The 14,889-nt window shown below is 38.8% G+C and carries 17 protein-coding genes and 1 pseudogene; 10 read left to right on the top strand and 8 right to left on the bottom strand.

Annotated features, from left to right (window positions below):
• Positions 1 to 408: 408 nt before the first annotated feature.
• Positions 409 to 1,026 (top strand): annotated as a pseudogene (locus PGLA_RS14430) (RNA-guided endonuclease TnpB family protein); the annotation flags it as partial.
• A gap of 188 nt (positions 1,027 to 1,214) precedes the next feature.
• Here PGLA_RS14430 and PGLA_RS14435 read toward each other — a convergent pair.
• The 5 genes from PGLA_RS14435 to PGLA_RS14455 all read right to left on the bottom strand — a co-directional run bounded on the left by PGLA_RS14435 (position 1,215) and on the right by PGLA_RS14455 (position 4,963).
• The gene (locus PGLA_RS14435) at positions 1,215 to 1,580 is read right to left on the bottom strand and encodes a cupin domain-containing protein (protein ID WP_026010820.1); all 366 of its coding nucleotides are present in this window, start codon (positions 1,578 to 1,580) and stop codon (positions 1,215 to 1,217) included.
• Between the two features lie 68 nt (positions 1,581 to 1,648).
• Positions 1,649 to 2,629, bottom strand: coding sequence for an ABC transporter substrate-binding protein (locus PGLA_RS14440; RefSeq protein ID WP_068533875.1), 981 nt, complete (start codon positions 2,627 to 2,629; stop codon positions 1,649 to 1,651).
• Between the two features lie 86 nt (positions 2,630 to 2,715).
• Complete coding sequence (locus tag PGLA_RS14445) at positions 2,716 to 3,543, bottom strand: helix-turn-helix transcriptional regulator (RefSeq protein ID WP_068533877.1); 828 nt, start codon at positions 3,541 to 3,543, stop codon at positions 2,716 to 2,718.
• Positions 3,544 to 3,940: 397 nt separating this feature from the next.
• A complete protein-coding gene (locus PGLA_RS14450) occupies positions 3,941 to 4,204 on the bottom strand; it encodes a hypothetical protein (protein WP_068533879.1) in 264 nt (87 codons plus the stop codon).
• A gap of 93 nt (positions 4,205 to 4,297) precedes the next feature.
• Positions 4,298 to 4,963 carry a ParA family protein gene (locus PGLA_RS14455; RefSeq protein ID WP_245699913.1) on the bottom strand — a complete coding sequence of 222 codons (666 nt, stop codon included), beginning with the start codon at positions 4,961 to 4,963 and terminating at the stop codon, positions 4,298 to 4,300.
• Between the two features lie 331 nt (positions 4,964 to 5,294).
• Here PGLA_RS14455 and PGLA_RS14460 point away from each other — a divergent pair, with 331 nt between their 5' ends.
• The 9 genes from PGLA_RS14460 to PGLA_RS28040 all read left to right on the top strand — a co-directional run bounded on the left by PGLA_RS14460 (position 5,295) and on the right by PGLA_RS28040 (position 11,534).
• The gene (locus tag PGLA_RS14460) at positions 5,295 to 5,789 is read left to right on the top strand and encodes a hypothetical protein (RefSeq protein WP_068533881.1); all 495 of its coding nucleotides are present in this window, start codon (positions 5,295 to 5,297) and stop codon (positions 5,787 to 5,789) included.
• The gene (locus PGLA_RS14465) at positions 5,786 to 7,555 is read left to right on the top strand and encodes an ATP-binding cassette domain-containing protein (protein WP_068533883.1); all 1,770 of its coding nucleotides are present in this window, start codon (positions 5,786 to 5,788) and stop codon (positions 7,553 to 7,555) included. Before PGLA_RS14460 ends, PGLA_RS14465 begins: the two co-directional genes overlap by 4 nt.
• A gap of 25 nt (positions 7,556 to 7,580) precedes the next feature.
• Entirely contained in the window at positions 7,581 to 8,039 is a 459-nt protein-coding gene (locus tag PGLA_RS14470; RefSeq protein WP_068533885.1) for a TlpA family protein disulfide reductase, read from the top strand.
• Positions 8,040 to 8,103: 64 nt separating this feature from the next.
• A complete protein-coding gene (locus tag PGLA_RS14475; RefSeq protein WP_245699916.1) occupies positions 8,104 to 8,730 on the top strand; it encodes a hypothetical protein in 627 nt (208 codons plus the stop codon).
• Positions 8,673 to 9,233, top strand: coding sequence for a MauE/DoxX family redox-associated membrane protein (locus PGLA_RS14480; protein WP_245699921.1), 561 nt, complete (start codon positions 8,673 to 8,675; stop codon positions 9,231 to 9,233). Before PGLA_RS14475 ends, PGLA_RS14480 begins: the two co-directional genes overlap by 58 nt.
• Before the next feature lie 29 nt (positions 9,234 to 9,262).
• Positions 9,263 to 9,715: a hypothetical protein gene (locus PGLA_RS14485; protein ID WP_211269551.1), complete on the top strand. Its 453-nt coding sequence runs from the start codon at positions 9,263 to 9,265 to the stop codon at positions 9,713 to 9,715.
• Positions 9,716 to 9,822: 107 nt separating this feature from the next.
• Positions 9,823 to 10,128, top strand: coding sequence for a hypothetical protein (locus PGLA_RS14490; RefSeq protein ID WP_068533889.1), 306 nt, complete (start codon positions 9,823 to 9,825; stop codon positions 10,126 to 10,128).
• Positions 10,129 to 11,004: 876 nt separating this feature from the next.
• On the top strand, positions 11,005 to 11,289 hold the full coding sequence (locus PGLA_RS28035) for a hypothetical protein (RefSeq protein ID WP_068533891.1): 285 nt from the start codon (positions 11,005 to 11,007) through the stop codon (positions 11,287 to 11,289).
• A gap of 20 nt (positions 11,290 to 11,309) precedes the next feature.
• On the top strand, positions 11,310 to 11,534 hold the full coding sequence (locus tag PGLA_RS28040) for a hypothetical protein (RefSeq protein ID WP_161487911.1): 225 nt from the start codon (positions 11,310 to 11,312) through the stop codon (positions 11,532 to 11,534).
• A 66-nt stretch (positions 11,535 to 11,600) separates the two neighbouring features.
• On the opposite strand, the gene rlmH is transcribed toward PGLA_RS28040, so the two are convergent.
• From rlmH to PGLA_RS14515, 3 genes are all read right to left on the bottom strand, one after another.
• Positions 11,601 to 12,080: a 23S rRNA (pseudouridine(1915)-N(3))-methyltransferase RlmH gene (rlmH, locus tag PGLA_RS14500; protein WP_068533893.1), complete on the bottom strand. Its 480-nt coding sequence runs from the start codon at positions 12,078 to 12,080 to the stop codon at positions 11,601 to 11,603.
• An 866-nt stretch (positions 12,081 to 12,946) separates the two neighbouring features.
• On the bottom strand, positions 12,947 to 13,114 hold the full coding sequence (locus PGLA_RS14510; RefSeq protein ID WP_068533896.1) for a CxxH/CxxC protein: 168 nt from the start codon (positions 13,112 to 13,114) through the stop codon (positions 12,947 to 12,949).
• Positions 13,115 to 13,245: 131 nt separating this feature from the next.
• Positions 13,246 to 14,481, bottom strand: a complete 1,236-nt coding sequence (locus PGLA_RS14515; RefSeq protein WP_068533898.1) for a S1C family serine protease — start codon at positions 14,479 to 14,481, stop codon at positions 13,246 to 13,248.
• Positions 14,482 to 14,889 lie beyond the last annotated feature (408 nt).

Genomic DNA, 14,889 nt, shown 5'->3' on the forward strand with positions numbered 1-14,889 from the left:
TACAGGTTCTGTAGCCTCAAAAAACAAGCAAAGACCCGTTTTCGCTGTCCTTCAGACTCAGTTTAGGTTACCAAACCTAGGGTAATCAAGGCGCTTTTCCAGAGCTTCCACGAGGTTTTTCAAAAAAAATATGCCGTTACTTATGATAAGGTTCACCGTAACATCTATAGAGCGAAATGAAGGACACCCTGATTGGGTGTCCTTCATTGTAGAGACAAGGGTTAAAAACGGCATTTCTACTGAGCAAGATCGACCAATCTGGCCGTCTTAGGATCGTAAACCACATTGGTAATCGAGCCATCCCGAATACGTTTTACCGCTTCATCAATCACATGAATTGGCACAAGGAACCATTCTTGCGGCCGTACAGGGTGGCCGAAGCGGTCATGGATAGTGAGGTCGAGCTAGCACAGACTCCGTACACTACGTATCACAAAACATTCAGGTAAGTGGATAGCCCAATTTTCTGTCACGATTCCAACAACTGACAAAACAGATAAAAGGATTTTAGGCGTTGACTTAGGGCTAAAAGTTCCTGCGGTAGCCATCACAGACGATGATAAGGTTCGCTTTTTTGGGAATGGACGAGAAAATAAATACATGAAACGGAAGTTTCGTAAATTAGATGATAAAGAACAAAGATGGATGAAAGACAAAGACCACAAGGTTAGTCGTAAAATCGTCAGTTTTGCAGTTGAGAATCAGATTTCTGTCATTCGCTTAGAGCAACTAACGAATATCAGGCAGACGACAAGAACAAGTTGTAAAAACGAAAAGAATCTACATAAATGGTCTTTCTATCGTCTATCTACTTTCATCGAGTACAAAGCGAACATAGTTGGGATCAAAGTAGAGTATGTTAATCCTGCCTATACGAGTCAATCATGCCCGAAATGTTCAGAAAAGAACAAGGCGCACGATAGAACATACAAGTGCCAATGTGGATTCGAGAAACATCGTGATATTGTGGGAGCGATGAACATTCGCTACACACCTGTGGCAGATGGTAACAGTCTGTCAGCCTAAGATGCAACATACACTGTCTTAGGAGGGGCGATGACACGCCCTAATCTTGAGAGTTGTCCAAAGCAGAAATGGATTGAGGACGTTAACTACTCAAGAATCCCAGTCACGTTAGTGACCTTGCGGCTTTAGCCGTGGGAATGTCAAGTGAACCATTTTCTCATACATTGAGTTCGTACTAGTAACAAACACTAGATCCAAGTATCATTGGCTGCAGTTAATTCGGACTCAGTACCGTCATTGTTTACTATGCTTCTAGGCTCCACCAACATGATATGGCATTCCTTTTCGGCGGAAGGCTTCATCTCGATCCCCTTCGGGAGAACAATCATCTCACCCTTGGAGATTTTAACCTGACCATCACGAAAATCAATGATCATCTCCCCTTCGATCACCATAAATACTTTATCGGTCTCTTCATGACTATGCCATTCAAACTCCCCGGCAATCTTAATGAGTTTAAATTGATAGTCATTCATTTCACCAATGACTTTCAGAGACCAAAGATCGTTAAGTTCAGATAGTTTCTCATTTAGATTAATCGCTTGGTAATGGATAGTAATCACTCCTTATTTTTTGGCCTTCAAGCTACCGTTACAGAGAACAGGCAAGAGCTAACCATTATCTACTTACGCAAGGCAGTTAATATATTTTGCATAGCGTATTCAGTAGCTAATGGCCCACCAGTAATAGCGGAATTATCCATTAAATAGACATTGCCTTTCTTTACGGCATTCATAGCATTCCATACATTACTTTGTTTTAAGCCATTCATTAATTGTTCCTCTTTTGTAATGTCACCTATAAGGAAAATATGGTCTGCTTGAACAGTTGACATTCCTTCAAACGTAGTAAATTCATTATTATCACCTGTATATGTATCATCTGGTGTAAGCCCCAGTCCCTTTTCTTTATCAAACGCAATTTTATAGACCGGATTTCCTTCACCTAGAACATTAAAAGTTTTTCCATCCCAAGACAATATAAGTGCTACTGTCTCTCCTTCCATCGACTTTAATACTTCACGCCCAGTTGTGATTTCTTTCATCATTTTATCAATTACTTTTTCTGCTTCGTCTTCTTTTCCAATAATCTCGGCTACTGTACGGAGTCCATATTGCCAATCTTCATAGATGTCCTTGTATTTTAACGTAATGACTGGCGCAATTTTATCTAGTGAATCATACACTGCTTCATGATGCTCTGTTGCTAAAATAAAATCAGGCTTAATAGATAAAACTTTTTCAATACTAGGAGACACTTTATTGCCTAATTCTTCAGCTGAATCCAGCTTTCCTTTTAAATAAGATAAAGAAGATAGATACTCTTTTTCAGTCGAAGCAGCAGGTGGCTCACCTAATGCAACTAATATTTCAGGATAAAAATACCATACTGAGGCTATTTTTTCTGGTTTTTTCTTGATAACAATTTCTTTACCTAAGGCATCTTTAAATGTTCTTGGCCAATCAGTTGCATCTACATTAACTGCTGATGTAGATGCGCCTTCTTTAGTTGATCCTTTATTTTCAGCAGGTGCTTCATTACAACCTGCTAGTATGCCTGCTAATAATAGCATTGAGACTAGCAGTCCTTTAATCTTTTGCATACGAAATTCCTCCAACATAATGGTTTCTTTGGTTAACCATTATTATAGTAAAGTAATTTTTAGATTAGAATGGATGCCTGTTGAAATTAGCATGGATTATTGATGAACTTCTCTCGATATTCAGTAGGAGAAATGCCACATTGTTTCTTGAACACTCTACTAAAATAAAAGGGGTCAGCCATTCCAACCGTTTGCGCAATTTGTTGTACAGGCGCATCACTTGTAAATAGCATTTCTTGCGCCGCGTTTATACGATATTTTAGTAAATATTCTGCTGGTCCCATACCTGCATGTCTTCTAAATATGTAAGAAAGTCGATTTCGATTAACGTTATGTTGTTCTGCAAGCGATGCGATTGTAAGGCTTTGATAATAGTATTCATGAATATAATTAGATACCCGTTCGAATAAAGTATGCGATTCACAACTATTTTGCCTATTATCAACACATACTAAGGCTTCATTCAGTACGTCACGAAATAGCATTTCGGTCTGAAACATCGAAATGCCTCCACGCTGATTATACACATGCCAAAGACGCATGATTAATTCAATAAGACGAGGAGATGGTCCTGTTGATAATTCAAAATGCTGATGAGAAAAGCTTGACTCTGCTAGTTCTGAGTTACATATCCGGTATAGAACAAGAATATATTCCCAGTCGGTTTTACCAAACATTTTTTGAGCTAGTTTCATTTTTGCACCACCATGCACAACTTTTCCTGGCGAAAAGATATAAGGCGTTCCATTAAATTCAAATTGCACCTTACCTGTAAGTGGAAACACAAATCCAGGAAAAGAATCTGTATAGTCAGCGTGAGGCACACCTGGATTTCTAGCATATCGATATACTCCTTCTACTTGAAAAGGAGTATGTGCAAGATGCACTGCTAACTGATTAACGTCAATTTTCACATTGCATACCTCATTTCAATAGTAGTTTACCGGTAATCCTGAGATCGATCGTTGTACATACGATTCAACAAGCTGCTGTTCCAGCTCGGAGGCATCGGCATCGGGAACCGATTTTAAGGTCAGTTCCCTTCCCTCAGTTTCGCCACTCTCTGATACCCTTCGCCGCCTCAGTAAATTGCGGAGTATTTCGCTGGAGGAGTTCATCCACAACCTTATATATATTTCTGTTACTGTTTTTGTGGAGATTGTTTTATTTATTCTTAATTACTTTTCTTTATTTCATTAATGAATCAGAAGATTAAAACAAGATGGCACATTGGGCTTTATGCTCAATGTGCCATTTTCTGCTCTCACCGTACCTCACAACTTACTTTTTCCAGGTGCAAGCATTTTATGACTATTCATGCGAATATAAATATTCCCTTAAGGCGATCTCTACGATATCAACCATTTTTTTATTTTGCTTAGCCGCAAATATTTTAAGTTCTGTATGTAGATCCAAGTCCAATTCATACGTGGCCTTCTTTTTCGGCGAGATGCTTGATTTAGTCTCTTCCTTCCCATCTTTATGTATTACTGTATTTACAGTTTCCTGTAAATTTGTGTTTGTATATTGTTTACGATCTATTAATCCTTTAATCTTTTCCATTTTACTGGACACGATCGATCAACTCCTTTACGAAATTACTATAGGGCTGTAGAGCGTCTTGATCAGCTTTGGTCGTTAATTGAAGGCCTATAACAGTAAATTCTTTTATGCGGCTGGGCGCTTAATTACAGATTGGAAAACAATATTCTCATAATCACTACGTACTCTATCTAAAATGACCGTGTCGAGCGTCGTTCTAGCGTCCAACATAACTGTTAAAATTCCCGCCAGTACAAGATCTGGATTTGTTTCCGTCTTGACAAGTTGTAGCATCTCTAAGTAGCGATCGAGTGCATCATGACAAAAAGGTTCACTCTGCAGCATGACAACAGCGAAGTCAGAGGCCGTTAGTGCATTTATAGTATGATCACCCAAATTAGGAGGAAGATCAATTAATATAGAGTCGTACTCGCCTTTTACTGACTCCAATGTATCTCTCAGAACCCTGGACGGATCTGTTCCATGATATTTCTGATATAGCCAACTAGAAAATGTAATCAAGAGATCCTCCGCCGGCACTATGTCTAGATTTTCGGAAACATGATGGATGTATGGTTCTACATTTTGTTCCTTAAGAGCTTCTAAAACAGTCCGTTTCGTGAAATCGTATATATTACGCTGCGTCAGAAACTGCGTAAGATTCCCCTGGCTATCAAAATCAACCGCGAGCACCTTTTTACCTGCTTTATCCAAAAGAAATGCAGTAATTGCGGTTGTCGTTGTTTTTCCTGCTCCGCCCTTCTGGATGCCAAAGCTTATTGTTATTCCCACCCTATCATCCCCTTATTTACAGTTATACAGTTTTACATTCAATAAATATTATCCATTTTCCTGCTTTCTTTAACATTATCAATGTAACCCTCCAAAAAAATATATTAATATATTTTATGTAAAATGATGCAAAGTGAGATATATTGTATTAAAAATATAAATTTTTACAAAAAAAAGATATTCCCAGAAACAAGAATTTAATGTAATATGATGTAAAGTAAGTGGTAATCTTACATATTCGTTTAAAAATCAGATTGACGTGTTCAAATCTCTTTAAGATGTATGAAAAATGAAAGGGGTTTCTCGAATTCACAGCATTGGAGGAAATAGAATGGAGATTGAACGACCGCACGATAATCACAGGAGATTCTTAAAGCAATTTTCAGAAGAATATAAGTTAGGAACGTACTTCCCCGAAAATTTGATTTTACTTGCTAAATCGGAGCCTACCTCATTCCAATGGCTCAGAAGCACAGAATATGGTTCTGTCGTCTTCTTAATGAGCGCTCATTGCTCAGCTTGCCATATGGGGCCGATTCAAGAGTTTGTTGAGAATTTCAGAGCTTTTAATTATTGTGTTTTATTCGAAGGAAGCGATGAAGTAGTTGAGATGCAGCGCGAAGTTTATGATATAGACATTCCATTTTACATATCTGACCCAATCAAACTACAGAATCAGTTACATGTTGGTGTTATTCCATTTGCACTAGTTTTAAATAGGATTGGACAAGTGGTTGGTGCTGGTATTTTTAACGACTATGAGAAACTGAAGCGGCTAGCAAACCCATTGATCCAAGTGTATGAGAATAGCCTTATAAAACAATGAAATCATTTAAACACACGATGAAATATGCCGGTCAAGCTTTTAATAAGGTTTATTGCTTCAATAAACCTATCGTTTGGCTGTCAATATTTACATCACTAGTTCTCGCGTTCCAATCGAATGTAAATATCTTCTTTAGTAAATGGATTGTTGATCAACTATCGACCAAGAATTTGTACTGGCTCTTAGGAGGTATCGTCTTATTCATTTTGTTTCAAACTACGAGGCTTTTAATTGAATCATATTCTACTCTTAAAATTAGACGAATGCAGATGTCATTCTCAGTACATTGTGAAAACGAATTGGTTAACCTTGTAGCTAAAACGGAATTGGTGAATAAAGAACATCCCCAATATACAGGTGATTTCTCTTATTGGTCTTTTATTAATAGTAAATATATGGATTCTTACACTACCTTGACTCAACTAATCAAGCAATGTTTGATTGCTTCGATAAGTTTAACCTATCTGTTGTATTCTCATCTTTATATAGGTTTATTAGCACTATGTGTTGGTGTTTTAAAAGGGATCTACGACCTTCAGGCTGTTCGGCAAAGAGTAACGATTAATGAACAATTGACAAGACAATCACGAGGGTATTTTTACTATTTTGATTTATTGACCAGTTCTCAGACACAGAAAGAAATAACGGTGTTTCAATTAGTTTCTTATTTCCGACAAAAATGGATGAGTAAGAAGGATGAGGCAAATACGTTATCGATGCAGCTTGAAAAGTTGAATCTTAAAAGACAAGCATCTGGTGAATTGCTTTCCATAATAAGCTCAGGGGTTGTTATAGTAATTACTGCACTACTAATTATTAAGGGCAATCTTACCATAGGGGATTATGTGGCTATTACAATGGCACTAAGTATGACTGAAGGAAATATTACGATGATGTTTGTATCAATGGCAAGGCTAGCGGAGAATGCGGCTCATCTAGAGAGAATCCATGAAATAGAAACAAATGTGCATGCTGCTACTCAAGAGTCTAGGCAAATTATGCCGAAGCCTTTCAGTTTTCAAGATAAACTAGAAATCCGTAATCTCACTTTTCGATATCCCAATCGGGAAGAGCCTGCTCTTATGAATATTTCCGGGGAGATTCGAAAGGGTGAGATGATTGCGATTCTAGGGGGGAACGGTTCTGGTAAGTCAACTCTTATTAAGCTATTGGTAGGTCTGTATCTAAGTGAAAGAGATTCTATCTTTTATGATGGTGTATGTGTTCATGAACTTGATCGTGTTGATATGTGGAATAAAACAAGTGTTGTCTTTCAAGATTTTATTAAGTACATGACTGATGTACGTGATAACATAGCAGTCGGTAATGTGGCTGAAGTAAATAATACTGATAAATTGTATTCAGCTCTGGAAAAAGTAGGGCTATCAAACGCATTCAAAAACGGATTAGAAACCAAGTTAGGAATGTTAGAAGACAATGCGGTCAATTTATCGGGTGGACAGTGGCAGAGATTAGCGTTATCACGAGTATTTATCTCCGATAATCATGAACTAGTTGTATTTGACGAGCCTACCTCCGCTCTTGATCCAGTGGGCGAAGTTAGTATTATGAATGAAATACTCGATCATTGTCATGGTAAAACTGTGCTTATGGTATCTCATCGGGTAGGGATAGCACGGAGGGCAGATCGCATCTTTGTTATGGATGGCGGACGACTTGTTGAGTCTGGAAAGCATGAGGATCTTCTTAACATAAATGGACTCTATCATGAAATGTGGTATCAACAAAAACAGTGGTACGACTAAAGTTGTAAAAGGAGGGCGACGGAAAATGTCGTTGAATCATAAGACAGGAAAATCTTCTGATAGTGGGCCATTAATTGGTTCTATACTGCCTGACGTACCAACCGAATGTAAAGTTGTTGGAACTTTAACGGAAACTGAACTTACAATGCCCAGAGTAGTACTGTTTGTCTCAATGCACTGTGTACATTGTATTGATCTTCTCCCACATATTGAACAAATGACTAAAAAATATACGTCTTGTTCATTTGTACTCTTCTCTACTGGTGATGAAGAGGATCATAAAAGCATGATTGACTATTTTAGATGGGATTTTCCTGTGTATTCGCTGGATCAGAGTGATATGGAAGCGCATTATTCAGTTACTTATCTACCCTTTATGATTCTCACAGACGAGTCTGGAAAAGTGATCACCAAAGGGGTTGTTTATAACTTTGAAGAATTTGATAGGATCATGAAAGATAATATTTACAACCCGTCTGCATAATTTTTTTAATCTTTTATTGAAAGGAGGTGAAAAATCATGACTTGCACTGATCCAAAATGCCAAATTGTATTATCTAACGAAACATATTGCTATTCTTCCATTTGTACATCTGGTGGTAATACTTATTCAAAAACAATGGGATCCACGAAGATACTCGGATGTGAAGACGGAAGTACTGTTCCATGTAATCAAACAAAAGTTGGCTGCTGCTACTAGCATAATTGGAGGAGGGGGATTAATCCCTCTTCTCTTTTTACTATTTACAGTGAAAGGAGAATGCTATTTGAACGTTCAACTTATCGTTTGCGACCAAATTATAAATAATGAGGAATTGAGAGGTCATGAGTTGGGAAGAGTGTTAAATCATATAACGATTCCCGTTCTACCTTACGTTCTGGAATTACATATATTATTAAAAATGTTTAATATACCTAAAGACAGGGCTGTGGATACCCATTTTCTACTCACGAATCACCAAGGGGAAGAAATAGGCAGAACATCAACGACAGTTCTTAGAAACTATAGAGCAGATGACCAAATTTCAGGTGTAGATAAAGATTTTGTTATTACGCCTGTAATTGTAGAAACTGGAATGATTAATATCAGATGCTTTGTTGACGAGAAGGAAGAGGCTTGGTATCCGTTAACGGTTCGTTTGCAGGAAGAGAAGCTCAAAACGGAGGTGAATTAAATATAAATGCTACAATTACTTATATTCTTGATTTGACAATTGCCGTATTATTCTTTATACCTTTTTACATGAAGTTGAGAAGTTATGAAGGTTTTAAATTGGAGATATATTCTTATGGGGTGCTATCGCCTTCGCTTCTTTCTTTGGGGGCAACTATAGTATTAATAGTGGAGTTATTATTGTTTTTCTTTTTTGCGACTGGTTTAGCTAACGGTATAAAACATTTGATGGGTATTGGGTTACTTGTTGTCTTTACATTTCTAACCTGGAGAAAGAAAAGAATTACTGGTCTTGAAACTTGTGCTTGCTATGGATCTATCAGTTTTCTGAATCGGTTTCCTATTTATAGAAACCTTGTTCTTATTACTCTTTTGTTAATTGATTTTACTTTCTATAGAGAAATCAGGGATTTTTACCATAGTATCCTTTTGATCTTTTTTGTTATGGCACTATCTTTTTCAATCGAAATTGTGAAGCTTTTGTGGGAAAGAAACGAGGCATGATGATGGATATTCTATTTTTCGTTGGTACAATGCTATGGTTTACTTTAAGCACAATAATGCTATTTCGAATAAGGAGGAGGGAGTATCGAGAAATTCAAGAGCAAATTAAACAGATTAAAAAATTAGTGAATGAATCAAATCCTTTGATCTTATTTTTGGATTATAGGTCACCTGACTTTAAAGAAATAGATGCTTTATTAGAATTGGAACTCCCTTCAAGAATAACTATTGTTTTTTACGCGCCGGAATGGTTGATTGTAGCCAAAAGAAAAAGGTGGGCAAAACACTGTGTTTTGAGCTCAACCCAAGTCATAAATCTTCCAGATAGGGGAGACTTGACTTTTATTGCCCAGGATAAAAACGGTAAATACAAAATATTTAATGATGTATCGGGTTTTATAAGATTTTTTATTCAACAAAAGACTCAAGAGAAAAAAACGTTGGAAAAGCTTCTTCCAACAGAGAGAGGAGTAACAAAGTAGTAAGTTAAAATATAAATATGATGTAATAGTGATTATAAAAAAAACTATAATCCAAGCAGATCATGGTCCGTAAATACCGGTCACAAAAGTGCTTGTTTTGCGGCCCGATGGAGGATTTAATCTACTTTCGTAAGAAGCTTGTATGTTCTTCCTGTCTTGCGGAATTTCAAGCATGCTATGAATCTAAACTTACAGTACATAATCCCGAAGTGGTTGCAACCTTAGAAACCGTGGACGGTTTTAATTTACGTTTAAATGAAATAACGCGTAAAAAAGGAAGAAATGAAAAAGTATCATGGGGAAACTTAGTTGAAGTGATGGAAGCCTGTCCGGATGCTTCGCAAAAGGAATGGGCGAAGCTACTGGGAGTTTCCCAAGGCAGAGTGAGCCGAATGATTCGAAAGCACAAATAACACTTAATAGGATGTCTAGGGTTTGCATGGTCAAAAGAAAGCCAAGGGCGCGTAAATTCGCTCTTGGCTTTCTTTAGCAGCTGTCCGATACTATCAGTATATCTACTTATCTTGGAATTATGCATAAAAGAGCTAGAATAAACCAAATAACGATCGATCTTCCAGAAGAAAATCATTGTTCGTTTTTTAGTTGCTTTGCTCACATGCTCCAAAAGTCGTCTTGTTTAATGGATTTAATCTTTGAGGCCACAGTGCTTGTCTTTTTGAGTTAATATAGATGTTCGTATGGTTTATTTAAACAAAAAACCAAAGCTGTCAATATGACTGCTGTGGAAGTTCCAGTTGAGATTGAATTAGTTAATTCTTACTCCATCTAAAGTATATACAAACCCATCCTCTCTATCTACCGGAACAAAGATAGTATCCGGGCATGCTTTTTTCGTTCTCGTTTGTAAATTCCTAGAATTACTTTAACAAACTGGTACGCCAAATTCCTTGCGGTTACTTTTGAGCGAACTATGTTCGTACACTTGTTGTTCTTATTCTATAGGTTCAAATGACGCCTCCTATTTTTCAACTAAAACGAGGAGGCGCTATTTCTCTTCTGAAATTATTTAAAATTCTAACAAAACAAATCGAATATTTCTGATGACTTCCAAAACGCATGGCTGCGGAAAAGATGCGAATATTCGAAATGCTGGCCTAACAGCTGCTGAACAAAAAGCTTTCCTTCAGGCTTGTATTGATAATACAAATAGTTGAACGTGTCCTTTATTAACTAAACATGGGCTTACAGTAGTAAAATTGCGGTTGCATCAGATCAAAAAAACGATTCGAGGGAGAGTACTTGCTGACCGGAATCATTCGTTGCCCTGAATGCGGTGCACTGAGCTACACCCTAAGTCAAAGCTGGAATTAGAGCTGCGGGACGATCAAGCGGAGACCATTTCTTACGAACTTGTACGTTCCTTAATCGAAAGGCTTGATCACTTGCTTCAGCAGGCTCCTTTTCCGCAGCTAAAGACGTTGTTACATTTAGTTGTTAAGAAAATTATATTAGACGATAAGCGCCAAGTCCAGGATGTAGAGCTCATTTTCAATGAGGAGACTGAAAAGTATTGCCCCTTCTGCCGAATCAATGGCGGAAGGGCTCAAACATAAGCTCATTATTACTATCTGACATGGTCTATGCTAATAGCAGGATTTCCAACAAAATTTATTCATTCTCTATCGAACAATCTGACATTGGTGAAACAAGGACAATGTCTACTTATGACCAACTAGACAAAAAATCTGACTATAAAGACGAGGTGAAGCGGTTAAGAGAGCAAGGTCTTAAACAAAAGGGAATTGCTCTTCGATTGGGGATATCGCAACCTTTGGTTTCAAAACTACTAAAGGAGTAATTACCTGCCATTTTTGCAGAGTCAAAAACTCCCTTAGAAAGGTATTTAAATACTCAAAATTTCGTCCTATTTATGATACGGTTCCCCCCGATTTATCTTCACCGCCCGATATACCTGCTCCGTCAGCACCAGCCGCATCAGCTGATGCGGCAACGTCATGCGCCCGAAGCTGAGCTTCTGCTGGGCGCGACGCAGTACCCCATCGGAGAGCCCGTGGCTTCCTCCAATAACGAATACAACATGGCTCGTCCCATATGTGCCGAGCTTGTCGATCTCAGCGGCCAGCTCTTCCGAGCTCCATAGCTGGCCGCCGATAGCGAGCGCAACGACGTGCGCCTCGCTCTTAATATGCGCGAGGATGCGTTCGCCCTCGCGATCTTTCACAATAGACACCTCAGCATCGCTCAAGGTGTCCGGTGCCTTCTCATCCGCTACCTCCACCATCTGGAACTTGATGTATGGATTTAGCCGCTTAGCATATTCCTGAATCCCCAGAACTAAATACTTCTCTTTCAACTTCCCCACGCCAATAATCTGAATAAACACTACTTAATCAACCTCCACCATTTATGTATGCCTTCAACGATATCCAATACCGTTATGTATTTTTAAGAATCATGACATTCATGATTGAATTTACATCATTCATTATTACCATAGTCTTCACACTCAAGAACTTCACCCTTATTTCTTCTGCCTCTACGCTTTAACTAGTACTCAACCGGGAAATCTCCAACCGGACATTACATCCGTTCAATATGCGTAACGTAAGATCGTACGCTACCAACATAATATTCAAACCTCTAGTTCGATCAGCAAGCACTGATTAAGGATTTTCGCCTTTTGCTTTTGTACTTGTACTTGTACTTGTACTTTCACTTGGTTTTGCACTTAGTTTTGCACTTAGTTTTGCACTTGCTTGTGCACTTGCTTGTACTTGCCCTACCCATACTCACCCATCCATCCTTGAAATTAGACCCCTACCCCATTGTAGGGATTCCAAACGATGCGAAGCATCTATCTATCGAACTAAGATCACTAAGCGAACTTTGCCTACTAGCGCTTCTACCGCATTTAGAGCATGCGAAGTATATAGAGGTTTCGCCTTTCTGTAGAGTGTTTGCTTTTCATGGTACCAGCGTAGAGGACGGAATTGTTCTGGAGGAAACGAAGTGGTCGCCTTTGTCCCGGGATTTCTACCGCGATAAGCGGTATCCAATCAGGAAATCCGGGGACAACAGCGATCGGAAGAACAATCCGTTCTCGCAGCGGCCTTCGAAGCATCCCTCGTAGCACCCTCCACAAAATTCCTTCTTCGAAGCACGATCCCTAAACGAAGCTTCCCCGAATAATACTGCATCTTTCCATCCCCCACAAATACAAAAAGGGCGTCAAATTTCACGCCCTTTCACTTATACGACCAAATACTGCGCCGCCTGCTCACACTCAATACATTTCACTGGTGGATCCCAGTCGGAGAACTCGGTTTCCTTCAAATCCACGATATCCGGTGCATCTTCATATTCATCAACGAAACTGTCAATCGCGAACTCTACATGATCTTTGCATACAACGTACATGAATGAAAGCATCCTCTCTGTCCTACACTCTGCTGTTTTTTATCTATTATAACCCGAATTCGCCTATAACACATCCACAATCTGCATGGAATTCACCAGCTATGTATCACTAGCCACTAATCCCCGCCATACTATTCCGCTGGTTTATCGCTAAGCTTCAATGTAACGACCTTCAATTCACCCGCACGATAAAAAGTTACACTCAGTTCATCACCGACTTTACTTCGATCATAGAGGAACTTACGAAGTTCCATCGTTGTTGTAATCGGTTCTTCATCAAACTTCGTAATGACGTCATTCAGCTTCAATCCCGCTTCTTGCGCAGGACCTACAGCATCCAACACAACAACGCCTTCTTTCACATCACTTGGTAATTTCAAATCTTTACGTTCATCTGCATCCAAAGGAGCGAATGAGTTGTTTAAATCCACTGTGTATACGCCGATGTAAGGACGTGTTATTTTACCTGTTAACATCAATTCATCAACTGTCTTCATCACTTGACCCGTCGGAATAGCGAACCCAAGTCCCTCTACGCCCGTATCGGATATCTTCATCGTATTAATCCCAATGACTTTACCGTTCAGATCAATCAATGCACCACCGCTGTTGCCCTCATTAATGGCTGCATCCGTCTGAATAACTTCTTGCTCCCAATCATATATGCCGTCCTTGTTCAGAGATACCGGAAGTACGCGATTGGTGTTGCTCACAATACCGGAACTAAGCGAATCACCAAGACCTAGTGGATTACCTATCGCAATGACGGTTTCCCCAAAACGAAGTTTACTAGAGTCCCCGATCTCGGCGACTGTATTGATATTCTTACCATCGATAGAAAGTACTGCAATATCGTTAACCGTGTCTGTACCCACTAACGTAGCCTTTATCGTATCACCGTCAACCGTCAACACTTCCAGTTCTTCTGCTTCAGAGATGACATGATTGTTTGTGATGATATAAGCCAATCTGTTCTCTTTCTTGAAAATCACACCCGAGCCCAGACCTGATTCATCTAAATTTACATTATCCTTTTTATGGTCCTTATAATTAGCAATGCTTACGACCGCAGGACGTACCTTCGCTGCCGCTTGAATCAACCGTTCATAAGGATCATTCTCCTTCGTTACCTTTACTGCACTCACGGCAGATGCATGGGGAGTTGAGGAAGGTAAGTCCGTAATCATACTGAATAATACAGTTGCCACCACGGCTCCAATGACCGAACTAATCACAGAAATTTGAATGGTGGACATTCCCCGACGACGGGTTCTAGACCAGCTTACGGGGTTAGGTTTTACTTTGGTATGCTCTTTTCTCGGTCTTGACACTTTGGTCGAATAAAATTCATCTTCGAACAAACCCATAGTAAATCCTCTCCCTTGTTATCACCCTCATATAGTATATATAACTCCTTAAAGGCCCAAAAAGTTGCATATTTCATCTCATTACTTTTACATCACCACATAACCACTTTTTCAAGCGTAACAAGCACTCATTCATGCATTAAAAATAAACCACGATAGCATTATCTGATTTCCCTGGTAAACTTTAATAATTCTAGTATTTTTCGCAATGCTTAGGAATATTTTGTGATGAAACAGACTACACTAAGAACAAGTCTCTTAATCACAGATTTATAGATTAGTATTACGTTTTTGTACTGTTCATTGTATCATACGTAGCGCTTAGCAACATCATGTTTTGGACCTATTTTAAATAGTTAAATATGGGATTTTTACCGTTTATAGAAGGGGAGGAATGGCACTTGGAAG

The organism is Paenibacillus glacialis (assembly GCF_001637205.1).
In the GTDB taxonomy this organism is placed as follows: domain Bacteria; phylum Bacillota; class Bacilli; order Paenibacillales; family Paenibacillaceae; genus Paenibacillus_AQ; species Paenibacillus_AQ glacialis.